Here is a 26,600-nt window from a genome sequence, read left to right as displayed (position 1 = left end):
TCAAGATGAGATTTCCCATAGCGTAAGCTAGTAAGATCCCTGAAAGATGATCAGGTTGATAGGTCAGAGGTGGAAGCGTGGCGACATGTGGAGCTGACTGATACTAATCGATCGAGGACTTAACCAAAACGAAAAGCGAAGGCGACTGTTCAGCTTTGAAGGCATTGGAGAGCCGGCACTGCAAATCCTGGTTTTGGGTTTGTAGGGACGGATCGAAATGACCGAAAAGCTAGGAGCCGTAGCTGGACAAATTTAGGTGATTATCATAAAATCATTTCTTCTTCATTATCTAGTTTTGAGAGAATGAATTTTTAAAATTTTTCTCTTGCAAAATTACAAAAAGTCATTATAATAAATAATGTCTTATAAAATAGTCTGGTGGCGATAGCGAGAAGGTCACACCCGTTCCCATACCGAACACGGAAGTTAAGCTTCTCAGCGCCGATGGTAGTTGGGGGCTCTCCCCCTGTGAGAGTAGGACGCTGCCGGGCTGTTAAAAATTTTATTATTCCGCAGTAGCTCAGTGGTAGAGCAATCGGCTGTTAACCGATCGGTCGTAGGTTCGAGTCCTACCTGCGGAGCCATTCTTAATATTGACGTTAAGTCAAGTGAGCTTGGCAACATGCTTCCATAGCTCAGCAGGTAGAGCACTTCCATGGTAAGGAAGAGGTCACCGGTTCGAGCCCGGTTGGAAGCTCTCAAAAATTCATATGGCCCCTTGGTCAAGCGGTTAAGACACCGCCCTTTCACGGCGGTAACACGGGTTCGAATCCCGTAGGGGTCACCATTTGTGGAGGATTAGCTCAGCTGGGAGAGCATCTGCCTTACAAGCAGAGGGTCGGCGGTTCGAGCCCGTCATCCTCCACCATTTATGCCGGTTTAGCTCAATTGGTAGAGCAACTGACTTGTAATCAGTAGGTTGGGGGTTCAAGTCCTCTAGCCGGCACCATTTTCGGAGGGGTAGCGAAGTGGCTAAACGCGGCGGACTGTAAATCCGCTCCCTCAGGGTTCGGCGGTTCGAATCCGTCCCCCTCCACCATTTTAATAGAAATAAAAAATGGACATGAAAACAATTTGTCCTTTTTGTTTTGATATCTATTATTAATAGAAAATTCAGAAGAATCAACTGGATTAGTTTCTGGTTTTTTGGATATCATATTAATTATTATTAATGGGCTATAGCCAAGCGGTAAGGCAACGGACTTTGACTCCGTCATTCGTAGGTTCGAATCCTGCTAGCCCAGCCATTTTATTTACTTCGAGCCATTAGCTCAGTTGGTAGAGCAACGAGCAATTCTTCAATGAATTATCTGCGAGTTGTACCAATCGAGATGCTACTTGAATTATCTTTCTGAGATTGGGACATCCGACGACAGAACATTTAGAGGAAATTTCATTACTTCGAGCCATTAGCTCAGTTGGTAGAGCATCTGACTTTTAATCAGAGGGTCGAAGGTTCGAGTCCTTCATGGCTCATTTAATTTTAAAAAAATAGACAATAAATCCTATTGTATTAACCATTCAATCATCATAAACTATTGATATGCGGAAGTAGTTCAGTGGTAGAACACCACCTTGCCAAGGTGGGGGTCGCGGGTTCGAATCCCGTCTTCCGCTCCAATTACGGGGCCTTAGCTCAGCTGGGAGAGCGCCTGCTTTGCACGCAGGAGGTCAGCGGTTCGATCCCGCTAGGCTCCACCATCACACTACATATTAACTTTATTCCTTAATCCTTACGGGTTAAGGTTTTTTTATTTTTGGCGCTGTTAAACGTGATTGGTGATTTCCGCTCCCAGGCACTTCGCTTTCCACGGGGCGTGCGGTGAGCCTGTAGTCTCACCTGTCCCGCTACTCCCGTAGGAGTCTACGTGCCTTCCGCTGCAATCAACAAGTGTAAAAATCAACATTGCTCTTTAACACAGCTTTATTTTTTAGGAATTGAAAAATTTTACCGTTGTGGATAACTCTTGCAACGTCAAATTAATCCAGCTCCAGCGCCTAGGGGTCACAAGCTTGTCTAGTGAAAGTGGCTAGGAGCTGAGTACATAAGCCAAATCCCTCCAGAGATTATCATCTCTTGCGTGATTCGTCTTATGTCCATCGCTCCTGAACGAGCCACTTTCACTTTTCTAACAATCCCTTCCGGAAATCAGGATTTCCTGCAGGGCGGATCTTTGCCCTGTCGCCCCTGAGCAAGGCGCTTCCGCTTTTTCTTTCGTATATATATACAGAATTATGTTGAGTTGAGTCATGTAAACGAGAAAAGGTAAAATAGAAGTGAACACTAAATTCTGAACAGTTAAAATATAAAGAAAAGCTGGGGGGAAGAGTGATGAAGAAGATTTCGGTGATTGGAATGCCAATGGATTTAGGGCAATTACGCCGAGGTGTCGATATGGGACCGAGTGCAATGAGATATGCAGGTATGATCGAGAAATTAAAAAAATTAAAATATCAAATAGATGATTTAGGTGATATTCCGATTGGAAGGCCTGAAGTCGTTATTTGTAAGGATACAAACTTAAGAAATTTGGAATTAGTGGCTGAAAAAAGCGAGTTGCTTGCAGAGAAAGTAAATGAAGTTGTCTCTCTCGGAGCATTCCCATTAATTCTCGGTGGTGATCACAGCATTGCGATTGGTACCCTTGCAGGAGTGGCCAAACATTATCAAAATTTAGGGGTTATTTGGTATGACGCACACGGGGATTTAAATACTGCAGAAACGTCTCCTTCTGGAAATATTCATGGGATGCCTCTGGCGATTAGTTTAGGTATTGGGCACCCGATGTTAACAGGGCTTTCAGGATATTCACCAAAAATTAAACCTGAGAATGTTGTCATTATCGGTGCGAGAGCTTTGGATGATGGTGAAAAAGAACTAATACGCCAGAAGGGTATTAAAGTCTATACTATGCATGAGATTGATCGTTTAGGAATGACGAAGGTCATGGAGGAGACAATCGAATATCTAAAAGCCAAAACTGATGGTGTTCATCTCTCGCTCGATTTGGATGGGTTGGATCCGAATGATGCTCCAGGTGTTGGAACACCTGTTATTGGCGGGATTAGTTATCGTGAGAGTAATTTAGCAATGGAGATGCTTGCAGAAGCAGACATCATAACATCAGCTGAATTCGTAGAGGTAAATCCGATTCTTGATGAAAGAAATAAAACTGCAACAGTAGCAGTTGCGTTAATGGGATCCTTGTTCGGAGAGAAGTTATTATAATGAGATTTTTTAATTGATTTCCTACTTCGCTGTAAACTGTCGATTGTTTCGGCAGTTTTTTTGTGGTAATTTTTGGAATGATTGTACTTTTGTTCTAAACTTATCCATTGTAATTTGATAATATAGAGGAAGTGAATTTAGTAAGTAACAAGTTTTACTACGAAAAACAAGGCGCTTACATTTTTCAAAAATAATGAAACCTTTTCAGCTATACTTACGTAATAGTGTATAGCCGCATAGAGCGGAGGTAAATGAGTGGAAGAGATTGTAAAGAAAAGGATAAAGCAAGTTTTAAAAGGCGATCAAAATGCCTTTGAGCATATAGTTGAGCTTTATAAGGACAAAGTGTATCAAATATGCTACAGAATGTTGGGGAATAGGCATGAATCTGAGGATGCAGCTCAAGAGGCCTTTATTAGAGCGTATGTTAACCTTAGTAGCTTTAATATAAAAATGAAGTTCTCAACTTGGCTGTATCGAATTGCTACAAACCTTTGCATTGACAAGCTAAGGAAAAAGAAGCCCGATTATTATTTGGATGCAGAAATTTCTGGTACGGAAGGGTTAACACTGTATTCACAGATTCCATCTGAGTCGATTTTGCCTGATAAGGAAGTAGAAGGCATGGAGGTACAGGAGCAAATTCATCAGGAGATTTCTAAACTGCCAGAGAAATACCGAGCAGTCATTGTGTTAAAATACATCGAGGAACTATCTTTGAACGAAATAAGTGAAATTCTAGAAATGCCATTAGGGACGGTAAAAACAAGAATTCATCGCGGTCGCGAGGCGTTACGGAATCAATTACGGTATGTTTATTGAAAGGGTGATAATCTTGAAATGTTCAGAAAGAATTATTGAATTGATGCATGAATACTTAGATGGAGAAATCGCACCCGATAATGATAGTGAATTACAAGCCCATTTAAAATCTTGTCCAGACTGCAAAACTTATTTTCTCGATTTGAAAAAAGTTGATGCTCACATAAAGGAGACCGTTTCGGTAAAAGCACCTAATCATTTCACTGCTAATGTAATGGCGAGTTTGCCGCCAATTCAAACAAAAAAGACTAAGCGTTTTTCAAACTGGTTTAAATATCATCCTTTTTTAACTGCTGCATCCGTTTTTATTTTGTTAATGACAGGATCCTTGGTTTCAGATTGGCAAAATGACAAGCAATTTTCCGTTACAAAACAGGAAAATCTTGTAGTTCAACATAACAAAGTTATTGTGCCTGAAGGTGAAGTCGTAAAAGGTGATATCATCGTTGAAAATGGTGATTTGACCATTGAGGGTCAAGTAGACGGAGATGTGACCGTCATTAACGGGGAACATTATCTGGCATCTGCAGGTCATGTGACCGGGGAAATTGAAGAAGTTGATAAAGTATTTGAATGGCTTTGGTTCAAAATAAAGGACTCAAGTGCAAAAGTTGTTTCCATCTTTAATGATAATTAAGATAGAAAGCAGTTGCTCATAGGGCAACTGCTTTTGTTAGGATGAGAACTTGCTTTAGCTCTATAGAGTCTCATGATATAATATAAAGGCTACAAAGAAAGTATTACTATTTAATAAGAACAGTGTCGTGCGCAAATCTGTGCGCTTCCACTTTTCTTACTAACTCGTTGGGGGAAATACCATGTCGATTGCCAATTTTAATTTATGGGGTTCTCTTGCTGATATTGTAGACATTCTCCTTGTTTGGTACGTCATATATAAGCTCATTAATTTGATTAGGGGAACAAAAGCTGTTCAATTGTTGAAGGGTATTTTTGTCATTTTATTAGTGAAATTTATCAGTGACACACTAGGTTTTAATACATTGAGCTGGATTATGGGCAATGTTATTACCTGGGGGTTTCTGGCAATCATTATTATCTTCCAGCCTGAGTTGAGGCGAGCCTTGGAACAATTGGGAAGAGGTAAGTTCTTCTCTAGAAGTGGCAATCCTGAGGAAGATGACCAAGACAAATTTATTGAATCCATTGTCAAAGCAACTGACTATATGGCGAAACGCCGGATTGGTGCCTTGATTTCCATTGAACAGGAAACAGGGATGGGTGATTACATAGAAACGGGAATTCCGTTAAATGCAAGGGTTTCATCTGAATTACTCATTAACATCTTTATTCCAAACACACCTCTACATGATGGAGCTGTGATTATTCAGAAAAACACGGTTGCTGCAGCCGCTTGTTATTTGCCATTATCAGAAAGTCCATTTATCTCTAAAGAATTGGGTACGCGACATCGTGCGGCTCTTGGAATTAGTGAAGTTACGGACAGTATTACGATAATTGTATCTGAAGAAACGGGGAATATTTCTTTAACGAAAAATGGGGAGCTGCATCGAGGGCTAACCTTAGATGCATTTAAAAGCTTATTAGAGAATGAATTGGTTTCAAAAAATAAGGTTAAACCAACTTCTTCCACCCGTTGGAACTGGAGGGGGAAAAGAAATGGATAAATTCATGGATAATCCGTGGTTTATGAAGGGAGTAGCCCTTGTTCTTGCCTTACTCCTGTTTTCGTCAGTTTCTGATGGACAAGGAAATGAATCTAAAGAAAAGAATGTTCCTGCGAATCAGATGGTGGATACGATTGAAAATGTACCTGTGAATAGTTATTTTGATACTGAAAACTTTGTTGTCTCGGGTGTGCCAGAATCGGTTGATGTAACGATAGAGGGTCCGAAAAGTATCGTGCAGACGACAGTTCCGTTAAAAAACATTGAAGTTTTTGTTGATTTAACTGATGCAAAGATTGGAACACAAACAGTTAAGCTTGAAGTGAAAAATTTATCAGATAAATTAGATGTTACGATTAAACCTGCAACTGCAAGAGTAACTTTACAGGAAAAAATAACCAAGGAATTTAAAGTTGAAGCAGAGTTTAATCATAATTTACTAGATGATGGATACACAGCCTCTGAACCAGTGGTAGAACCAAGCACGGTTGAAATTACTGGTGCAAAAGGAGATATCGAAAAAATCAGTTATGTAAAAGCAACAGTTGATGTAAACGGACCGATTGAAGAAACACTCACTAAAAGTGCAAAGGTTTTGGCATTTGATCAACAGTTAAATAAATTAGATGTCACCATAAAGCCTGAAACCGTAAAAGTGACGGTTCCTATCAAGAATACGAATAAAACTGTTCCGATAAATATTGTCCAAAAAGGAACACTTCCAAATGGTATTGCAATTGACAGTATAATATTGGATAGTAAAGAGGTTAAAATCAGTGGTAATGAAGAGGTAGTAAAAGAAACTGAAACCGTTCGGGTTGAAGTTGATCTCGCGAAAATTAGCGAGGATACCGTCATATCACTACCGGTAATAGTTCCGGAAGGCATTACAAAAGTGACGCCGGATGTTGTAAAGGCGACAATAAAGATAAGTAAACAAGAACAAAAATCCATTTCGGGTGCCATGATCAAAGCAGAAGGTTTATTGGAAGGCTTTGATATTCTTTTTAGAGACCCCGAAAACGGAAAAATTTCATTTACGATTATTGGTGCTAGTGAAACTATAAAACCACTTACAGAATCGGATTTTCGTATCTTTCTAAATGTATCTAATTTAGGTGAAGGGGATCATGAAGTTCCAATCGCTGCGAGCGGTCCTAATAATGTCACCTTGAAGCTAGAAAAGGAACGAGCGAAAATATCAATTATTAAAAAAAGTGAAGCTTAAATAAGAGAGATAGATGAAGGAGCGATATTGATAATGGGAAAATATTTCGGTACCGATGGTGTTCGCGGAGTTGCTAACAGCGAATTGACACCGGAATTAGCATTTAAATTAGGCAGATTTGGAGGGTATGTCTTAACGAAGGATAAAGACCGTCCAAAGGTGTTAATAGGTAGAGATACAAGAATCTCTGGTCACATGTTGGAAGGTGCACTTGTGGCTGGGTTATTATCGATAGGTGCTGAAGTAATGCGATTAGGCGTCATTTCCACACCAGGAGTATCATATTTAACAAAAGCGTTAGGTGCACAGGCGGGAGTAATGATTTCAGCATCCCACAACCCTGTTGCTGATAATGGCATTAAGTTTTTTGGTCCAGATGGTTTCAAGCTGTCAGATGACCAAGAAGCTGAAATCGAAACGCTTTTAGATTTAGAAGAGGATCAACTGCCTAGACCAATTGGCTCTAATCTAGGTCAAGTAAATGATTATTTTGAAGGCGGTCAAAAATACCTTCAATATCTAAAACAAACGGTTGATGAAGATTTCTCTGGCATTCATGTTGCATTAGACTGTGCTCATGGTGCAACATCATCGTTAGCAACTTATTTATTTGCAGATTTAGATGCAAATATTTCGACTATGGGTGCTTCACCTAATGGATTAAATATCAATGATGGTGTGGGCTCAACACATCCAGAAGCATTAGCGAAATTTGTGCTAGAAAAAGGGGCAGATGTTGGTTTAGCCTTTGATGGTGATGGTGATCGGATTATTGCAATTGATGAAAATGGCCAAATCGTTGACGGCGACCAAATTATGTATATTTGCGGTAAATACTTGAAGGAACAAGGTCGGTTAAAGCATGGAACTGTAGTATCAACAGTCATGAGTAACCTTGGTTATTATAAAGCATTAGAAACACAGGGAATTCAAAGTGTCCAAACAGCCGTTGGTGACCGATACGTGGTTGAGGAAATGAAAAAGAATGGCTTTAATCTTGGTGGAGAACAATCGGGGCATATTATATTCCTTGATTACAATACAACTGGTGATGGATTGTTAACAGGTTTGCAGCTAGTCAACATAATGAAGGTTACTGAAAAGTCGCTTTCAGAACTTGCTGCAGAAATGAAAAAGTACCCACAAGCGCTAGTAAACATTAGAGTTTCCGATAAACATCATGTCACAGATAATGATAAGGTAAAACAAATCATTGAATCTGTTGAAAAAGAAATGAATGGAAATGGACGAGTTCTTGTTCGCCCGTCGGGAACAGAACCATTGGTTCGGGTAATGGTCGAAGCAGCGACTGAGGAAAGCTGCCAAGCTTTTGTAAACAGCATTGCCGAAGTAGTGAAAGAAGAAATGGGCCTAAAAGAGGCGTAAGAATCATATGCATAAGAGCACCAATATGGTCTCTTATGCATATTTTTTTATTAAGAAGCTTTCACTTGGTTATTATTACTAATATGTCAATCCTGTTTCAATGATTGACGCGCAGGAGAAACTATTATATGATTATCTTGATTTTTGTGAAAAAAATTCCACCAAAAGGAGGATAGGTTTACAAATATTTACATGTTTAAAGCGCCTGGACTAATCAGAGGAGATTAGTTGACGAGGAGGAGGTTTATCGAAGTTTCGGCGGATGCCTCCCGGTTGCTGACGCACAACCGATAATTCTTATCCCTAAATCAACAGGGCAACCTGTTGGACAAAAGGAAAGAAATTGCGCACAAAAGGTAGTTATTGCTGCCTACAATAAAATAAAAACACAGAGATGAGGGGGCAAGTCTGCCCCCAGGTAACTTGCCCCCTTGTTATCAAGGAGGAAAATTACACATGTGCGGTATTGTTGGATATATTGGAACTCAAGATTCAAAGGAAATCCTGTTAAAGGGTCTAGAAAAGCTCGAATATCGAGGCTATGACTCAGCAGGTATTGCAGTTATGAACGAGAGTGGCGTCCATGTCTTTAAAGAAAAAGGACGCATTGCTGATTTACGTGATGTCGTGGATTTAGGTGTATTGGCGACTACAGGTATCGGTCATACACGTTGGGCTACTCATGGTGCACCAAGCAAAGTGAATGCACACCCGCATCAAAGCCGTACTGACCGTTTTACACTTGTTCATAATGGAGTTATTGAGAACTATGATCTTCTAAAACGTGAGTATTTACAGGATGTTACTTTAGTAAGTGATACTGATACAGAGGTTATCGTGCAGTTAGTTGAACTATTTGTACGTGAAGGATTAACTGTTGAAGATGCGTTCCGCAAAACGCTGACACTATTAAAGGGCTCCTATGCACTTGCTCTTTTAGACAATGAAAATATTGATACCATTTTGGTTGCAAAAAATAAAAGCCCGCTTTTAGTTGGACTTGGCGAAGATTTCAATGTTGTAGCTAGTGATGCGATGGCGATGCTTCAAGTAACTAATCAATATGTAGAATTAATGGATAAAGAAATGGTAATTGTGACGAAAGAAAACGTGACAATTAAAAATCTTGATGGCGAAGTAATGAGCCGCAATCCATATACTGCAGAGCTTGATGCAAGCGATATTGAAAAAGGTACTTATCCGCATTATATGCTCAAAGAAATCGATGAACAGCCACTTGTTATGCGCAAAATCATTCAAACGTATCAAAATGACCAAGGTCAGTTAACAATTGATCAAGAAATCGTTGATGCGGTTACAGAAGCTGATCGTATTTATATTGTGGCAGCAGGTACTTCTTACAATGCAGGTCTAGTTGGAAAGCAATTAATCGAGAAAGTAGCTAAAATCCCAGTAGAAGTTCATATCGCTAGTGAATTCGGCTACAACATTCCGTTGCTTTCTGAAAAACCGTTGTTTATTTTCATTTCCCAAAGTGGTGAAACAGCGGACAGCCGTGCGGTGCTTGTTCAAATTAAGGAACTAGGCCATAAGGCATTAACGGTTACAAATGTTCCTGGTTCAACGCTTTCTCGTGAAGCTGATTATACATTGTTGCTTCATGCTGGTCCAGAAATTGCAGTAGCATCTACGAAAGCTTATACAGCGCAAATTGCGGTTTTAGCAATCCTTGCAGACGTAGTTGGCAAACAGCGTGGTTTTGATTCAGAGTTTGATTTGGTTAAAGAACTTGGAATCATTGCTAACGTAATGGAAGGATTAGTTGATTCTAAAGATGTATTCGAAGCGATGGCTTGGGAATATATGACAACTACACGCAATGCGTTCTTCATCGGACGTGGCGTTGACTATTATGTATGTCTTGAAGGATCTTTAAAGCTGAAGGAAATTTCCTACATCCAAGCGGAAGGATTTGCTGGTGGGGAGTTAAAGCACGGTACAATTGCCTTGATTGAAGAAGGCACACCGGTTATTGCTTTAGTAACGCAAGACCTTGTGAGTTTAAATATCCGTGGAAACGTAAAAGAGGTAGCTGCTCGCGGCGCCCATACTTGTATTATTTCAATGAAGGGTCTAGAAGCGGAAGGTGACCGTTTTGTTTTCCCTGAAGTAAACGAATTATTAACACCTCTTGTCTCTGTAGTACCTTTGCAATTACTTGCTTATTATGCAGCTCTACACCGCGACTGTGACGTCGACAAGCCAAGAAACCTGGCTAAGAGTGTAACAGTTGAATAATAACGTAAAAGTAACCGATTGATTTTGTTAAAAAATCAATCGGTTTTTTTATTTCTTTAAAAAGCTATCAATTTTGAAAAACGAAACGAAACCGTACAAAATAGTTGTTTCACTTCGCATGCAAACAATTCACTCTAAAAAAACCCAATTCCTCATTTTTGACACTGAGGAATTGGGCCTTTTTATAAACACCGACCTTATAATACTTGTTGATAATAGTTTCGAAGTAAATACGCAATCCATTTACAGTGTGGGTGATTGCGGATGTTTTCTAATAAGCCATTAACAATGGCGCGACTGAATGTCGGTTGTACTAGCTGCTCTTTGAGCAATAATAATGATTCTTTTTCAATTGATTCTTCCATTTCAACAATTTTTTGCTCAATCATGTCCTGAATCAGTTCAACGGATACTTCTTGTTGCAACGGTTCTTTTAAAATCTGGACCATCTCATCCGAAATAAACGGAATGGTCGCTTCTTTTGCCAATAGGTTAGTCTTTTCAACAAGCGATTGTGCCAGCAGATTTAAATCCAGTGGTAGATTGTAAAATAAAAACAAATGGGAGTACGTATTCATAAACCCTTTTATGCAAAAAACTAAATCATATTTTATTCGTTGGATCTCTTCGCCATACAAACGCATAACCATGGAAAGGATAGCTGTATCAAATAAACGATCATAATAATGGAGCTTGATGATTAATTGGTCGTTAAATGAGTGAGCTTGCTCCTTCATTAAGATTTTGGCAAAATCAGAATGCTTTTGAAAAGATTCATAAATTGAATAATAAAACTCAAATAAAAGCGCTTCATCAGCCGTGTTTTTGACTATGTAGTCAATATCAGAGATGAACTGCATCATAAAGTGGTCAATTAGCGCTAAAATCAATTCTTCCTTTGATTTGAAGGAGAGGTAAAAGGCACCCTTGGAAATACCACAATAATCTGTGATTTGTTGGACGGTCGTCGCTTCAAATCCTTGCTTTGCGAAGAGTTCTATTGCTTTTTCCATTATTAGTTGTTTTTTAATCATTTTCGAATCGCTCCCCGTGGTCTTTCATTGACAAATGACCGGTTAGTCATTAGTATAAGTAAAGTAACATGATAAGTCAATTTAGGGTGGTGCAAGAGTGAAAGGTTTAGTTAATTTTGTGATAAAGAACAAATTAGCCGTTTGGTTACTAACGATAATCATTACGGTTTCTGGTATTTACTCAGGTACGCAAATGAAAACGGAGACGATTCCTGATATATCCATTCCATATTTAATGATCATGGGTGTCTATCCTGGAGCAACTCCTGAAAAGGTCATGGAAGATATCTCAATGCCAATAGAAAAAGCTGTTGAGGGTCTCGAAGATGTAAAATTTGTGTATTCTAATTCTTATTCAAATATGTCAAGCATCCAAGTAGAGTATGAATACGGTATCGATATGGACGAGGCTAAGCGTGCCTTGCAGTCTGCCTTAGATGGTGTTGAGATGCCTGAAGGTGCTCAAAAGCCAACCATTACGGCAATTAGCATGAATATGATGCCGGTAATGGCATTAAGTGTCAGCAGTAAATCAGAAGATATTGTCGAGTTAACTTCAACTGTTGAAGAAGTATTGCTTCCAAAGATTAATAAGTTGGATGGTGTCGCTTCAACTACGATTACTGGTCAGCATATTGAAGAAATTGAATTTACTTATGACCAAGCAAAAATGGAACAGCTTGGTTTAACTGAAGATACTGTTAAGCAAATGATTCAAGCAAGTAATCTGTCCGTATCATTAGGACTTTATGAGTTCGAAGAAGGTGAACAAGCTGTTTCCGTTGATGGTAAGTTCATGACAATGAATGAATTAAAGGATATGCTGATTCCTGTTACCCCATCAGCAACAAATCCATCACCGTTTGTAAAGCTTTCTGATATTGCAAAAATAGAGACAGTTGGTCGCGTTCAGTCTGTCTCTCGTACAAATGGTAAAGATGCGATTGCGATTCAAATCGTGAAAGAGCAGCAAGCCAACACAGTTGATGTAGTTAACGAAGTGAAGGAATTAGTAAAAGAGCAAAAGAAAAAAATCGATGGTATTGTGATTGATGTATCACTTGACCAAGGTAAACCGATTGAAGAATCAGTGTCAACGATGGTTGAAAAAGCTGTATTTGGTGGACTTATTGCAGTCTTAATTATTCTTTTATTCCTTCGTGATTTTAAATCGACAATCATATCAATCATTTCAATTCCAGTCTCGATTTTCATGGCATTCTTAATCTTACACTGGCTTGGAATTACATTAAATATAATGACGCTCGGTGCGATAACCGTGGCAATTGGGCGGGTTATCGATGACTCCATTGTCGTTGTTGAAAATATTTACCGTCGTTTGCATTTACGCGAAGAGAAGCTTTACGGTCGTGCGCTTGTGCGCGAAGCAACAATTGAAATGTTTAAACCTATTCTATCTTCAACGCTTGTTACGGTTGCTGTATTCGCACCGTTAATCTTTGTTGGTGGAATGGTGGGTGAATTGTTCGCGCCATTTGCGTTAACAATGACATTTGCACTGGGTGCGTCACTGTTGGTGGCGATTACGATTGTACCGGCATTAGCCCATTTCTTATTTAAGAAAAAGCTTTACAGTGAAAAAACAGAAAGTAGCCATAAAGAAGCTGGAAAATTAGCAAATTGGTATAAAGGTGTACTTAATTGGTCGCTTAACCATAAAGTCATTACTTCAATTTTGGCCATTGTATTATTAGTAGGAAGTTTAGGATTAACACCAATTATTGGTTTTAGCTTCCTTGGTAGTGAAGAGGACAAAGTTATGTACCTAACTTATACGCCAGAAGCTGGTGAGCGTTGGGAAGATACTTTAGCTAATATTGAAGAAGTTGAAAATAAGCTTTTAAAGCATGACGATATTGATATTGTTCAGGTGTCTGTGAATGAAGAAGCCGATGAAATGACCGCGATGATGGGTGGCGGAGCCGGCGGAGGCTTAATGTATCTCATCTTTGATCCGGAAATGGACAACTTCCCAGAGGTTCGTGAAGATATTGAGGATTATGTATTTAATATCGGTCAATCTGGTGAATGGAAGAGCCAAAACTTCACTTCAATGGGTGGTATGGGCACAAATGAATTAAGCTATACGTTTTACAGTGAAAACTTGGACAAGCTTCATGATTCCGTAAAAATGGTTGAAGAAGTGATGAAGGATAGCAAGCGTTTAGAGGATGTGTCATCAAGCGCAGAGGAAGCATATGTAGAATATAGCTTTAAGGTTGACCAGGATGAATTATTGAAATACGGTTTAACCGCTGGTCAAATTGTCATGATGCTTAATCCAATGAAGCAAGAAGAAGTGTTAACGACGATTGAAAAAGATGGTGAGTCATTAAAAGTAATTGTTCAACAACAGCAGAATAAAAAGCCAAAATCCATCGATGAAATGCTAGATACTCCAGTGCAAACAGCATTAGGAATGACAATGCCACTTTCTGAGTTAGTAAAAGTGGAAAAAGGTACGACCTTAAATACTTTAGCTCGAAGTAAGGGCGAGTACTACGCAACTGTATCAGCAACGATTGTTGATAAGGATATAACAAAAGCTACAGCTGAAATGGACAAAGAAATTGATAAATTGGATTTACCAAAAGGGGTAACCGTTGGAGTTGCTGGTGTTCAAGCGGATATGACGGAAACCTTTACACAACTAGGAGTGGCAATGCTTGCAGCGATTGCGATTGTTTACTTCATTCTTGTTGTGACATTTGGTGAAGGTTTGGCACCGTTTGCGATTCTCTTCTCTTTACCATTTGCAGTAATTGGATCGTTCGTTGGCTTATTGATTGCTGGTGAGACGATATCCGTTTCAGTTATGATGGGACTATTAATGTTGATTGGTATCGTCGTAACAAACGCAATTGTATTGGTAGACCGAATTATCCATATGGAACACGATGGCTTAACAATGCGTGAAGCAATCCTTGAAGCGGGTGTGACCCGTTTACGTCCAATCTTAATGACGGCAATTGCGACGATTGGTGCGCTCATTCCGTTAGCTGTTGGCTCAGGCGGAGGCGGATTGATTTCAAAAGGCCTTGGTATTACTGTTATTGGCGGTTTAACAAGCTCGACATTATTAACGTTAATCGTTGTACCAATCGTGTATGAAGTATTATCAAAGATGTTCAAGAAAAACCGTCGTGAGATTGAAGAAAACTAAATTGTAAAATATAGAAAACCCTGCAAAGCGGTATATCCCTTTGCGGGGTTTTTTGTCTTTATTTACAGTTTCTAAACTTGTTATGAATCAGGTAAACCGAGGCAAAATAGCTATGTAGGTTTATTAGCAGCAACAAGGAGGAAACTAATTAGATGGAACAACAAATGCATTATGGCAGTGATTATAAATTTATTCCGGCAACATCAATTGGTAGTGGGGTTGGAATTGATGTGCTACCTGACATATATAGCTATACGATTCAAATCGTCAATATTATCTTAATCGGGAATACACAGACCCAGGATTATGTGTTGATTGATGCTGGTATGCCGGATTCAGCTGAAGAAATCATTGAACTGTGCAATAATCGATTTGGTAAAAACAGTCGTCCTAAAGCAATTATATTAACTCATGGACATTTTGATCATGTTGGTGCGATTATTGAGCTTATTAACCATTGGGGAGTTCCGGTCTATGCCCACAACTTAGAACTGCCGTATTTAACTGGACAAAAAAGCTATCCAGAGCCTGACCCAACGGTTGAAGGTGGGATGGTTGCCAAAATGTCCCCGTTTTTTCCGAATGAACCAATTAACATTAGTGACCATGTTGAAAAGCTGCCGGAAGATGGTAGCGTTCCACACTTGCCAGAGTTTCGCTGGATTCATACCCCGGGACATACTCCAGGGCATATTTCCCTGTTTCGAGATAGGGATCGGGCACTTATTGTCGGAGACGCATTTGTAACAGTGAAGCAGGAATATCTTTACAAGGTGATGACACAGGAGCAAGAAATCAGCGGTCCACCGCGATACTTAACTCCTGATTGGAGTTCCTCCAAGCAATCAGTACAAAAACTAGAAGCGCTCAAACCAACTGTTGCGATTACAGGACATGGCTTACCGATGTCTGGTGACTTATTGACAAACAGTCTTTATCGACTTGTTGAGCATTTTGATGATATTGCCGTGCCTGATTTTGGCCGCTATGTTGAGAAAAATAAACATTAATAGGTTGTAAAGATGATCGAAGCACTGGAGTCAATCTCAGTGCTTTTTTGATTTTTCCTTATATGACGCGGTTTTTGTCGAAAAATAAAACTTGGCAACAATCACTATGACAAAATCCAATTTTGAATAGATGGATTAAGGATTGTAAACGCTTTAATATAAAAATATAAATAATAAACAATCTTAACTTGAAGGGGGATTTACAGATAATGAACCAAACGAGTCAAAATAAATCAGATGCAAAAGTAAAAATTCAAAAGTTTGGTAGCTATTTGAGTGGTATGGTAATGCCAAACATCGGTGCATTTATCGCATGGGGTCTTATCACAGCCTTGTTCATACCAACTGGCTGGTGGCCAAATGAAGAATTTGCAAAATTAGTTGGACCAATGATCACGTATTTATTGCCATTATTAATCGGTTTTACAGGTGGTCGAATGGTACATGACATCCGCGGTGGTGTTGTAGGTGCTACAGCAACAATGGGTGTTATTGTTGGAACAGACATTCCAATGTTCTTAGGTGCAATGATTATGGGACCACTTGGTGGTTACCTAATCAAGAAGTTTGACCAAGCAATTCATGGTAAAGTAAAGCAAGGTTTCGAGATGTTAGTAAACAACTTCTCTGCTGGGATTATTGGTGGTCTTTTAACACTTTTAGCATTCAAAGCGATTGGACCAGTTGTTCAAGGTATTAGTAAAACTTTAGCTTCAGGTGTTGAATGGATCGTTGATGCGAATCTATTACCTCTTGCAAACGTTATTATTGAACCAGCAAAAATCTTATTCTTAAATAATGCAATTAACCACGGTATTTTAAGTCCGTTAGCGATTGACCAAGCAGCAGATGCTGGTAAATCCATTCTATTCTTATTAGAAGCAAACCCTGGACCAGGTCTTGGTATCTTACTTGCCTACATGTTATTTGGCAAAGGAACAGCGAAACAAACGGCTCCTGGTGCTGTAATCATCCACTTCTTAGGTGGTATTCATGAAATCTACTTCCCGTACATCTTAATGAAGCCGATTCTTCTTGTAGCAGCTATTGCCGGCGGTGTCAGCGGAGTATTTACACTAAATCTATTTGATGCAGGTCTTGTGGCTGCTCCATCACCAGGTAGTATTTTTGCAGTACTTGCGATGACACCAAAAGGTGGTTACCTAGGCGTACTTGCAGGTGTGTTAGTGGCTGCAGCAGTGTCGTTCGCAGTAGCGTCCGTTATTTTAAAAACAAGCAAAGCAACTGAAGAAGATTTAGCTGATGCAACAGCTAAAATGGAAGCAATGAAAGGGAAGAAAAGTTCTGTGTCTTCTGTATTAAATAATGATGTATTAACAACAATTCAAGCTGATAAAGTAAACAAAATTGTGTTTGCTTGTGATGCAGGAATGGGATCAAGTGCGATGGGTGCTTCAATCCTAAGAAACAAAGTGAAAAAAGCAGAGTTAGAAATTGATGTAACCAATACAGCAATCAATAACTTACCAGCCGATGCTGATGTTGTCGTGACGCATAAGGATTTAACTGATCGAGCGAAGGCGAAACTTCCAAATGCGATTCATATCTCAGTTGAAAACTTCTTGAATAGTCCTAGATATGACGAGTTAATTAATGATTTAAAAGCATAATGTAACGAAAAAGAACCTAGCGGATTAGTTAGGTTCTTTTTTCTAAAGAACAGAAGATCGCCTAAACGAGCCGCCTCCGCTTTTCGATTTGTCTAGCTGCGGCGGCTAGGGGCTCGGGGTCATAAGCCAATCCGTCCAGAAGGTCAAAAGGCCGACCTTCTAGCCGGCTCGTCATATGCCAGTCGCCCCTGGGCGAGCCGCCTCCGCTTTTCAATTTGTCTAGCTGCGGCGGCTAGGGGCTCGGGGTCATAAGTCAATCCGTCCAGAAGGTCAAAAAGCCGACCTTCTAGCCGGCTCGTCATATGCCAGTCGCCCCTGAACGAGCCGCCTCCGCTTTTCAATTTTGGCAACAAGTGTTGTGACTAATTTGAGTTTATCTGTTGTTGTAGCAAGGTTTTTGATGATTTAAGATTAAATTGTAAGAATGAAAATATAAACTTGGCAACATCATAAGTTGGAAGATAGGTTTGAATACTTCTTTTGTGGAGTGAGAACTATGTATATTTCAGCAAGGGAAAGACAAATTCTCGAAATCTTATTGTCAGAAAGCGATGAATTAACGGTTAAGGATCTTGCTGACCAAATTGGCGTGAGTGGAAGAACGATTCATCGAGATTTAAAAAATGTGGAAGATGTTTTATCGGAGTACAATCTCTCGCTCCAAAAGAAATCTGGTGTTGGTGTAGTTATTGTTGGTGAGAGAAGCAAGATTCGCGAGCTAGAGCTATTTTTATTTAATATTAGTCACAATGAGTATACCCCAGATGAGCGACTAACAATGATACTGTGCGCTTTACTTGAATCAGATGGACCGGTCAAGCTGGTGGCCCTTGCTAATGATTTAAATGTCACAATAGCTACAGTTAGCAGTGATCTATCAAGATTAGAGGAGCGGTTACAAACAGTCGGTTTAGCGTTGATTAGAAAAAGAGGCTACGGAGTGGAAATTGAAGGTTCGGAAGGTGCGAAGCGAAGGGCGATGAGCAATATCATTTCGGAACATCTTGATGAATCGGAAATTCTCTCATTAGCAAAAGAAAACATTCAAAAAAGATCATCACAGCAAATGAACACCATTTCTGATAGATTATTAGGACTTGTTGAAAAGAATAAGTTAATGATTGTTGAAAAGGTATTCGAATCGATAAGTCAGGAACTCCCTTTTTCAATGGCAGATAGCGCTTATATTGGATTAATTGTTCATCTTGCTCTAGCTGTTGAACGAATTCAAAAAGGGGAAAGTATTACGATTGACGCTACTTACCTAGCAAGCGAGCGAACGACAAAAGAATATCAATTTGCTGAAAAAATAGTTACAGAGTTAGAAAAAGTGTTTCGAATTCAAATACCGGAAGCAGAAATTGGCTATATTACGATGCATTTAAAAGGTGCGAAGATGCGCCATGATAAAGAATATGTGATTGAAGATACTAGTATTGAGGTTGCAATGAAAACAAAGCAGCTCATTCACAATGTTGGAAATCGATTAGAGAGAGACCTGTCAGGAAACGTTTCATTATATGAAGGCTTAGCGATGCATTTAAAGCCTGCAATATATCGGTTAAAACAGAACATGGGAATCAGCAATCCCCTGCTCGAACGAATTAAACGGGATTATCAAGAATTATTTTTAATTGTAAAAGCAGCCGTGAATGATGTTTTTCATGAATATAGAGTTCCAGACGAAGAAATTGGTTATTTAGTGATGCATTTTGGCGCTGCAGTCCTTGGGAATAAAGATCACATCCGTGTTAATACATTGGTCATTTGCTCAAGTGGTATAGGAACATCAAAAATGTTGGTATCCACATTGAAAAAGGAATTTCCTCAGCTGCAAGAGGTTCGCAGTGCATCAGCACTAGAATTGAAAAACATTAACATCAGTGATTATCCAGTCATTATTTCGACGATTCCGTTAGCAGATTTTGACCACGAATACATCGTTGTTACTCCGTTTTTATCAAAAGAGGAAATCGGGAAGGTACATCGTTTCATTAAAGAGCGCATTTTTAAAGTAGTGACCGAGCAAAGGCAGGATAAAGAGGTTCGGAAAGCTGCATCAAAGCGAAATGTGAAATCCTTCGTTAAGGATATGGTAATGATTCAAGATTATGCAAAAGTGATTTCATCTATCTTACAAGGATTTGCGGTAACACGTGTAAACGAAAAAGCTTCTATAGAAGACATCGTAAGTAATGCTTGTCGGGAGTTAGCGGATAAAGGAATCATCGATGATTCTGCCAAAGTTATCGATGCGATTTTTGAACGAGAAAAGCTTGGTGGATTAGGGATACCTGAAACAACGATGGCCTTGTATCATACGAGAACTGATTCGGTGTTAGCACCGTCATTTTCCATTTACGCTCTAGAAGAACCGCTTCTAGTAAAGGGAATGGACGGTTCACAGATGGAGATGACGCAGCTTATCTTGCTGTTATCACCATTGAGAGCATCTGAGTGGGTGCTAGAGGTACTGAGCTATTTAAGTGCTATGTTGATTGAAAGCGAGGAAAGCATTACGATTTTTCAATCCAATCAACAAGTGTTAATTGAAGAATTATTAACCACGAGATTTGATGAATTTTTTACTGAAAAAATGAAAGAAATAAGGAGCGAATAAACATGACAAACAACATTTTAGCTAAAGAAAATATTCGTTTAAATACAACAGTAGGTTCAAAGGAAGAAGCAATTCGCTTAACAGGCAGCATCCTTGTGGAAAGAGGCTATGTTGATGCAAATTATATTGAAAAGATGTTAGAAAGAGAAGAGTTAACATCAACATATATGGGTAATTTTGTGGCAATTCCACATGGTACTGAAGATTCAAAGGAGTTTGTTAAAGAATCAGGAATTTCGTTTATTCAAGTTCCACAAGGTGTTGATTTTGGTGGAGGGAATATTGTTAAGCTATTAATCGGTATTGCTGGTAAAAATAATGAACATTTAGATATTCTATCGAATATTGCTATTGTTTGTTCTGAAGAGGAAAATATCGAAAAGCTTGTTAATGCGACGACAGCAGATGAGATTATCGCGATTTTTGAAGGAGTGAACTAAATGCTAGCTGTACACTTTGGTGCCGGAAATATCGGGCGTGGTTTTATCGGAAATCTGTTATATCATTCAGGTTATGAAACATGCTTTGTTGATGTAAATAGTGAAATTGTAAATCTATTAAATGAGCGCAAGGAATATCGTGTTGTGTTAGCAGAAGAGTCTCAGCAAGAAATACTTGTAAAAAATGTTTCTGCCATCAACAGTGCTGCTAATCCAGAGTTAGTTATTGAGGCGATTGCTAAGGCTGATTTAATAACAACGGCCATCGGACCGAATATTTTGCCGTTGATTGCCGGGTTAGTAGCGGAAGGCTTGCGGAAACGGATTGAGTTAAATGACCAACCGGTTAATGTCATTGCCTGTGAAAACATGATTGGTGGAAGCTCGCTACTTAAAGAAAAGGTTTATGAAAAACTTTCTGAAGCAGAAAAGGTTGTTTTTGATGAGCGCTTTGGGTTTCCTGATTCTGCAGTGGATCGGATTGTGCCAAACCAAATCAATGAAGATAAGCTAATGGTAAAAGTAGAGCCGTTTTATGAATGGGTCGTAGAAGAAACTAAGATAGTCGGTCAAAAACCTGAGATCGATGGAATTACGTATGTTCAGGAATTAGTTCCTTATATTGAACGGAAATTATTCACGGTGAATACCGGACATGCTCTTGCTGCTTACTTCGGCTATTATTTTGGAATTGAAACGATTAATGAAGCGATGGAAAATGAGCAAATTAAACAATTAGTAGAAGGTGCATTATCGGAAAGCGGTGATTTCATTGTTAAGAAATACGGCTTTGACGGAGATGCTCACAAACAATATATTCAAAAAATTATGAGCCGTTTTGCCAATTCTTATATTACAGATGAGGTAACGAGAGTAGGCCGTTCGCCAATTCGTAAGCTTGGGCCGAATGATCGGCTTGTAAGTCCGGCTAGACAGTATCTTGAAGTAGTTGGTGAGGAACCAAAGAACTTATTGAAAGGGATTGCTGCCGCTCTTTCTTACGATTTTGCAGGTGATGAAGAAGCAGTTGCTGTGCAAACTACGATTCGCGAAAAAGGTTTGGAAGCAGCAATTAGCGAGTATACAAAGCTTGAAAGTGATTCACCGTTATTCGCAGGAATTGTTGAGCAATACCAACAATTAAATAGTTTGAAATAATTCGAAAAATAGACCTTTCTAGCTTATGTAATAATGAGTTAGGAAGGTCTATTTCGTTTACAATGATAGTAAATGGCTTCAATTTGGAGGGATAATAATATGGTGAATGAAAAACCTACAGTCAAGATCGATTATAAAAAAGAACTCCGCAATTTGTACAATCCACCTAAGAAAATTGGATTGATTGATGTGCCTACGATGAATTATTTAATGATTGATGGCAAAGGAAACCCAAATACATCAGAAGACTTCCAAGCAGCGATTGAAGCACTTTATTCGGTATCGTACAACTTGAAGTTTACATCCAAAAATGCCGGGCTTGATTATGTTGTTATGCCGCTCGAAGCGTTATGGTATATGGACAATTATGAGGATTTTTTAAAAGGGCAAAAGGATGACTGGCAATGGACGGCGATGATTATGCAGCCAGAGCCGATTACAAAAGAAATGGTCGAGGAAGCGATTGAAACAATAAGGAAAAAGAAAAACCCGGCTGCTTTAGATAAGCTGAGATTTGAAGCATACGATGAGGGTCGTTCTGTGCAAGTCCTTTATGTTGGACCTTTCGATGATGAGCATCCGACGATTATGAAGATGCATGAGTTTGCTGCGGAGAATGGCTATGTCCCGTCTGGTAAGCATCATGAAATCTATTTAAGTGACTTTCGTAAGGTCGACCCAAGTAAGCTGAAAACCGTCATTAGACAACCTGTCGCGCCGAAATAGGCTATGATGCAAAAACAAGCTGAGCCAGCACGAAATAATCAGCTATTCATACTGAGTTATTTTTATGGAACACTATATTAAAGTTCAGTGTTGATTATTATTTAGGCATGAGATTAAATAAGCGGAGAATTTCCCGTTATTGTATGTAAGGGGGGCTAATTGAGCTGAAATAAGAGGAAAATTTCCGCTTAACTACTCCCAAACAGACAAATGTCAGTGATTTTTATGAAATAAGCGGAAAAACTCCTGTTATTTTTAAGGAAATATGGGTATTTCCCAATATAAGCGGAATTCTTACGCTTATTTGCAAACACAGCGAAATCAACATTCGGGTTAACGCATCAAAGTATGAAATAACCGTTATTTCAGTGTAGTGCCTATTGGAAAAAGGAATAAAAAAACCGAACTATTAGGAATTTCTAAGTTAGAATATCCTAATAGTTCGGTTTTTTGTTTAACTGAAATACTTATGTCTCAGCCTTTTGTTTTTTATAAAAATATGAAGTAGATAGCCGCTGCTAGGATGATTCGGTAGATGGCAAACGGTATGAGTTTTACTTTATTGATTAACTTTAAGAAAAACTTAATGGATACATAAGCGAATACAAAGGCACTTATGAAACCGGCTAGGAAAAACGGCAAAGCGTCAATTGTGAAGTATTCCCAGTTTTTCAATAAGGAAATAAAGCTTGCACCTGCCATAATAGGCACAGCCATAATAAAAGTAAAGTCAGCTGCAGCACGGTGATTCAAACCAAGTAGTACCCCACCTGAAATGGTCGCACCGGAGCGCGAGAAGCCTGGCCAAAGAGAGAAACATTGAATTAATCCAATCGAAAAAGCCTGCTTATAGGTGATTTGGTCGACTGTATGGACCTTAGGGCGTTTACCACCAAATAGGTCAGCAATAATCATCAGAATAGCACCTAGCACTAATCCAATTAACACCGTTTCGGTTGAAAATAAATACTCATCGATATAGTCTTCAAATAATACTCCAAGAACACCAGCGGGAATTAAGCCGACGATCACTTGAGTTAGTTTTAAACGATTGCCTTGTCCTTTATGAACCTGATAATTTTTCTTGTTTAGCCATCGTTCCAAGCCGAGCATCTCTATGAAGCGATCCTTGAAGAAAATCACACTCGCTAAGATCGAACCGAGCTGAACGACAACCTTAAACGTATTGGCAACATATTTGGATTCTAAAAATTCCACTGATTTGAGCCACATATCGTCAACAATAATCATATGACCAGTTGATGAAACGGGAGCAAATTCAGTGAGTCCCTCAACGAGACCGAGAATAATCGCTTTTAATATCGTTAGTAATTCCATAGATTCAAATAATCTCCTTATATTTTTTGAAGCGGTGCTTCCACCATAATTCAAATTTTATTGTCCTTTTTTTCACAACTAGTTATGATTATACCTTACATAGAGGGGGGAAAAGAACCCTTTCCGGTAAAATAGGTTTAACAAAAAAATGAAAAAGGTGACCGATAAACTGGCCACCTTCATTTGCATTCGAATAGACGATTACTAGCTCCAGCGGCTAGGGGCTCGGGGTCACAAGCCAATCCGTCCATAATGGAAAATTGCGCCATTATAGCCGGTTCGTCTTGTGCCTGTTGCCCATGGGCGAGCCGCGTCCGCTTTATTTTCGCCCGGAATCTTTAATCGCTTTTTTTAGGAGAATTTCGATTTGGGCATTTACACTTCGAAGCTCATCGCTTGCCCATTTTTCAAGAGCATCATAAGTTTTTTGGTCAATTCTAAGCAAAAATTTCTTTTTTTCAGCCACACCATCACGACCTTAATAAATGCTGCCTGTATTTACGATAGGCTGATTTCCTTTATCGGAAACAAGCGCCACCATTAGGTTGTTGACCATTTGGGCTTTCTTTTCTTCGTCTAATTCGACAACGCCTTCACTGCTTAATTGGTCTATTGCTGATTTTACCATCGAAACTGCTCCATCGACAATAACCTTTCTAGCGGCAAGGACAGCACGAGCTTGTTGGCGCTGTAACATAGAGTGGGCAATTTCGCTTGAGTAAGCAAGGTGCATGATTCGAGCTTCAATGATTTCAACGCCGGCAACTTGGAGGCGACGTTGTAGGTCGCGAGTTAATTCATCACCGACTTCGTCAGAATGCTGACGAAGTGAAATTTCGTAATCATTGTTGAAGTTGTCATAAGGATATTGGCTTGCGATATGACGTAAGCCAGTTTCGCTTTGAGTGTGAACGAAACCACGATAATCTTCAACGTCAAAGACTGCTTTTGCCGAATCAACAACTTTATAAACAACAACTGCTGCAATCTCAATTGGGTTTCCTTCTAAATCATTTACCTTTAATTTATCACTGTTAAAATTAAGCACTCGTAAAGATACGTTTTTCCGTAAAGTAAGTGGGATGGATACCCAAAAGCCTTCTTTTTTAATAACGCCTAAATACGAACCGAACAGGGTGAAAACCTTTGCCTGATTAGGTTGGATAATCGTAAAGCCAGTAGCTAAGACGGTAGCAATAAGAGCAAGGATGATAAAGCCGATGATCATTGCTGGGTTTTGATAAAGAGTGAATTGCCAAAATAAAAATCCGGCCGCAACCACTAAAATTAATTCAAAAGCAACCCCGACAAAACCGTTCACTCTAAAGATGTCTTTCTCTTTCATAACGATCACGCTCCATTTCAAAATGAAATTATTTTGATACTAATATGATATCACTTTAATATTAAATTGGCAATCATTTAAGGAAACCATCACGCCCATTTTTTTTTGCTATAATGGAAATAATGAATGTATTGAGTTTTTATATTTACCTGTCCATATCTTTAAGTTTTTTCGGCTAAGGAGGTGAATGTCTTACTTGTTTAAGTAGGACCCTTCATTGGAATTATTAAACCTAGCGCTTATCGCTTTATTAATCGCACTAACGGCATTTTTTGTGGCATCGGAATTTGCCATTGTCAAGGTGCGCTCGAGTAGAATTGACCAGCTAATTGCTGAAGGGAATAGAAGTGCTGTTGCCGCAAAGAAGGTTATTACTCATTTAGACGAATATTTATCAGCATGCCAGTTAGGGATAACGATTACTGCGTTAGGTCTTGGGTGGCTAGGTGAACCAACATTTGAGGTAATGCTACGCCCGTTGTTTGATCAATTAGCCTTAAATGAATCGGTTAGCCATTTGCTGTCATTAGGATTTGCGTTTGCCATCGTTACGTTTTTGCACGTTGTTGTTGGAGAGCTGTCTCCCAAATCTTTTGCAATCCAAAAAGCAGAAGGTATTACTTTGATTTTTTCAAAGCCTTTGATTTTGTTTTATAAAATTCTTTTCCCGTTTATTTGGATACTTAATACGTCAGCACGATTATTCACAGGGTTATTTGGCTTGAAGCCCGCAACAGAGCATGAAATTGCTCATAGCGAGGAAGAGCTGCGGATTATTTTGTCCGAAAGCTACGAGCAAGGAGAAATTAATCAATCAGAATATAGCTATGTGAATAATATTTTTGAATTTGATAATCGAATTGCCAAGGAGATTATGGTGCCCCGTACGGAGATTGTGGCAATTGATAAAAGCTCATCACTCGAAGAAATGTTTATTGTCATTAGTGAAGAGAAATTTACCCGTTACCCTGTTGTTGAAGGAGATAAGGATAATATTATCGGGATGATTAACATTAAGGAGCTTTTAACAGCAAGTCTAAACGTTAATGCGGAGGACTTTTCAATTGAGCCCTATATTAAGCCGGTTATTCGAGTGATTGAAACGATTCCCATTCATGATTTGTTGGTAAAAATGCAAAAAGAACGCAATCATATGGCGATTTTACTAGACGAGTATGGTGGAACAGCAGGCCTAGTGACAGTTGAGGATATTTTGGAAGAAATTGTTGGGGAAATTCGCGATGAATTTGATCAAGACGAAATTCCGTTAATTAGGAAGATTGCGGATCAGCATTACATCTTTGATGCAAAAATATTAATCGAGGATGTTAACGACTTATTAGCGACACATATCCCTGATGACGACGTTGATACGCTAGGCGGCTGGATTTTAACCCAAAAGTATAATGTGAAATTAAAAGATACAGTCGAATTTGAAGGCTTTGAATTTAAAGTGATCGAGTCGGACGGACATCATATCCTATATGTTGAGGTCCAGAAGATCAAAACTGAAGTTGAACAAGAAAAAACCGGTGAAGCTTAGC

At 39.1% G+C, this 26,600-nt stretch carries 19 protein-coding genes, 10 tRNA genes and 2 rRNA genes; 27 read left to right on the top strand and 4 right to left on the bottom strand.

All coding sequences use genetic code 11. The annotated features are described in order from the left end of the window. The 19 genes from FXW34_RS20715 to glmS form a co-directional block, all read left to right on the top strand. Positions 1-127 (top strand): 23S ribosomal RNA (locus FXW34_RS20715); the annotation flags it as partial. 247 nt (positions 128-374) lie between these two features. Further along, positions 375-491, top strand: a 5S ribosomal RNA gene (gene rrf, locus FXW34_RS20710). An 18-nt stretch (positions 492-509) separates the two neighbouring features. After that, positions 510-584: transfer RNA gene (locus FXW34_RS20705), tRNA-Asn, on the top strand. Positions 585-624: 40 nt separating this feature from the next. Then, positions 625-697, top strand: a tRNA-Thr gene (locus FXW34_RS20700). A gap of 15 nt (positions 698-712) precedes the next feature. After that, a tRNA-Glu gene (locus FXW34_RS20695) sits at positions 713-787 on the top strand. Positions 788-792: 5 nt separating this feature from the next. Beyond that, positions 793-868 (top strand) — tRNA-Val (locus tag FXW34_RS20690). Between the two features lie 5 nt (positions 869-873). Continuing rightward, positions 874-949, top strand: a tRNA-Thr gene (locus FXW34_RS20685). 5 nt (positions 950-954) lie between these two features. Beyond that, positions 955-1,039 (top strand) — tRNA-Tyr (locus FXW34_RS20680). Positions 1,040-1,172: 133 nt separating this feature from the next. Beyond that, positions 1,173-1,247: transfer RNA gene (locus FXW34_RS20675), tRNA-Gln, on the top strand. Between the two features lie 156 nt (positions 1,248-1,403). After that, positions 1,404-1,476 (top strand) — tRNA-Lys (locus FXW34_RS20670). 69 nt (positions 1,477-1,545) lie between these two features. Further along, positions 1,546-1,620: transfer RNA gene (locus tag FXW34_RS20665), tRNA-Gly, on the top strand. Between the two features lie 5 nt (positions 1,621-1,625). Next, positions 1,626-1,701: transfer RNA gene (locus FXW34_RS20660), tRNA-Ala, on the top strand. A gap of 631 nt (positions 1,702-2,332) precedes the next feature. After that, complete coding sequence (gene rocF / locus FXW34_RS20655; RefSeq protein ID WP_147535941.1) at positions 2,333-3,229, top strand: arginase; 897 nt, start codon at positions 2,333-2,335, stop codon at positions 3,227-3,229. Between the two features lie 255 nt (positions 3,230-3,484). Continuing rightward, on the top strand, positions 3,485-4,051 hold the full coding sequence (gene sigW, locus FXW34_RS20650) for an RNA polymerase sigma factor SigW (protein WP_147535940.1): 567 nt from the start codon (positions 3,485-3,487) through the stop codon (positions 4,049-4,051). Positions 4,052-4,064: 13 nt separating this feature from the next. Further along, positions 4,065-4,688, top strand: coding sequence for an anti-sigma factor family protein (locus FXW34_RS20645; RefSeq protein WP_147535939.1), 624 nt, complete (start codon positions 4,065-4,067; stop codon positions 4,686-4,688). Positions 4,689-4,869: 181 nt separating this feature from the next. Beyond that, a complete protein-coding gene (cdaA, locus tag FXW34_RS20640; protein ID WP_147535938.1) occupies positions 4,870-5,697 on the top strand; it encodes a diadenylate cyclase CdaA in 828 nt (275 codons plus the stop codon). Further along, on the top strand, positions 5,690-6,925 hold the full coding sequence (locus tag FXW34_RS20635) for a CdaR family protein (RefSeq protein ID WP_147535937.1): 1,236 nt from the start codon (positions 5,690-5,692) through the stop codon (positions 6,923-6,925). Before cdaA ends, FXW34_RS20635 begins: the two co-directional genes overlap by 8 nt. Before the next feature lie 33 nt (positions 6,926-6,958). After that, positions 6,959-8,311 (top strand): phosphoglucosamine mutase, encoded by a 1,353-nt coding sequence (glmM, locus tag FXW34_RS20630; protein ID WP_147535936.1) that lies wholly within the window; start codon positions 6,959-6,961, stop codon positions 8,309-8,311. A 456-nt stretch (positions 8,312-8,767) separates the two neighbouring features. Beyond that, positions 8,768-10,570 carry a glutamine--fructose-6-phosphate transaminase (isomerizing) gene (glmS, locus tag FXW34_RS20625; RefSeq protein WP_147535935.1) on the top strand — a complete coding sequence of 601 codons (1,803 nt, stop codon included), beginning with the start codon at positions 8,768-8,770 and terminating at the stop codon, positions 10,568-10,570. A 197-nt stretch (positions 10,571-10,767) separates the two neighbouring features. Here the strand turns inward: glmS and FXW34_RS20620 are convergent, their stop codons facing one another. Then, positions 10,768-11,604: a TetR/AcrR family transcriptional regulator gene (locus tag FXW34_RS20620; protein ID WP_147535934.1), complete on the bottom strand. Its 837-nt coding sequence runs from the start codon at positions 11,602-11,604 to the stop codon at positions 10,768-10,770. A 97-nt stretch (positions 11,605-11,701) separates the two neighbouring features. Between FXW34_RS20620 and FXW34_RS20615 the strand changes: the two genes are divergently transcribed. The 7 genes from FXW34_RS20615 to FXW34_RS20585 all read left to right on the top strand — a co-directional run bounded on the left by FXW34_RS20615 (position 11,702) and on the right by FXW34_RS20585 (position 22,373). Next, positions 11,702-14,788, top strand: a complete 3,087-nt coding sequence (locus FXW34_RS20615; protein ID WP_147535933.1) for an efflux RND transporter permease subunit — start codon at positions 11,702-11,704, stop codon at positions 14,786-14,788. A gap of 152 nt (positions 14,789-14,940) precedes the next feature. Continuing rightward, positions 14,941-15,798 (top strand): MBL fold metallo-hydrolase, encoded by an 858-nt coding sequence (locus FXW34_RS20610; protein WP_147535932.1) that lies wholly within the window; start codon positions 14,941-14,943, stop codon positions 15,796-15,798. Between the two features lie 209 nt (positions 15,799-16,007). After that, positions 16,008-17,429 carry a PTS mannitol transporter subunit IIBC gene (locus tag FXW34_RS20605; protein WP_147535931.1) on the top strand — a complete coding sequence of 474 codons (1,422 nt, stop codon included), beginning with the start codon at positions 16,008-16,010 and terminating at the stop codon, positions 17,427-17,429. Positions 17,430-17,925: 496 nt separating this feature from the next. Continuing rightward, on the top strand, positions 17,926-20,049 hold the full coding sequence (locus tag FXW34_RS20600) for a BglG family transcription antiterminator (protein WP_147535930.1): 2,124 nt from the start codon (positions 17,926-17,928) through the stop codon (positions 20,047-20,049). A gap of 2 nt (positions 20,050-20,051) precedes the next feature. After that, complete coding sequence (locus tag FXW34_RS20595) at positions 20,052-20,489, top strand: PTS mannitol transporter subunit IIA (RefSeq protein WP_147535929.1); 438 nt, start codon at positions 20,052-20,054, stop codon at positions 20,487-20,489. Continuing rightward, the gene (locus tag FXW34_RS20590; protein WP_147535928.1) at positions 20,490-21,647 is read left to right on the top strand and encodes a mannitol-1-phosphate 5-dehydrogenase; all 1,158 of its coding nucleotides are present in this window, start codon (positions 20,490-20,492) and stop codon (positions 21,645-21,647) included. It abuts the gene before it with no gap. Between the two features lie 99 nt (positions 21,648-21,746). Beyond that, positions 21,747-22,373, top strand: coding sequence for a GyrI-like domain-containing protein (locus tag FXW34_RS20585; RefSeq protein WP_147535927.1), 627 nt, complete (start codon positions 21,747-21,749; stop codon positions 22,371-22,373). A gap of 489 nt (positions 22,374-22,862) precedes the next feature. Here FXW34_RS20585 and FXW34_RS20580 read toward each other — a convergent pair whose 3' ends face one another. From FXW34_RS20580 to FXW34_RS20575, 3 genes are all read right to left on the bottom strand, one after another. Next, the gene (locus FXW34_RS20580) at positions 22,863-23,711 is read right to left on the bottom strand and encodes an undecaprenyl-diphosphate phosphatase (RefSeq protein ID WP_147535926.1); all 849 of its coding nucleotides are present in this window, start codon (positions 23,709-23,711) and stop codon (positions 22,863-22,865) included. Positions 23,712-24,030: 319 nt separating this feature from the next. Then, the gene (locus FXW34_RS23105; protein WP_187119052.1) at positions 24,031-24,177 is read right to left on the bottom strand and encodes a type II toxin-antitoxin system antitoxin; all 147 of its coding nucleotides are present in this window, start codon (positions 24,175-24,177) and stop codon (positions 24,031-24,033) included. A gap of 12 nt (positions 24,178-24,189) precedes the next feature. Beyond that, positions 24,190-25,056 (bottom strand): SPFH domain-containing protein, encoded by an 867-nt coding sequence (locus tag FXW34_RS20575; protein ID WP_147535925.1) that lies wholly within the window; start codon positions 25,054-25,056, stop codon positions 24,190-24,192. Positions 25,057-25,273: 217 nt separating this feature from the next. Between FXW34_RS20575 and FXW34_RS20570 the strand changes: the two genes are divergently transcribed. Then, the gene (locus FXW34_RS20570) at positions 25,274-26,599 is read left to right on the top strand and encodes a hemolysin family protein (RefSeq protein WP_147535924.1); all 1,326 of its coding nucleotides are present in this window, start codon (positions 25,274-25,276) and stop codon (positions 26,597-26,599) included. Position 26,600 lies beyond the last annotated feature (1 nt).

It is taken from the genome of Bacillus marasmi, from assembly GCF_902168435.1.
GTDB lineage: Bacteria > Bacillota > Bacilli > Bacillales > Cytobacillaceae > Bacillus_BU > Bacillus_BU marasmi.
This window is presented reverse-complemented; position numbering and strand designations above follow the sequence as displayed.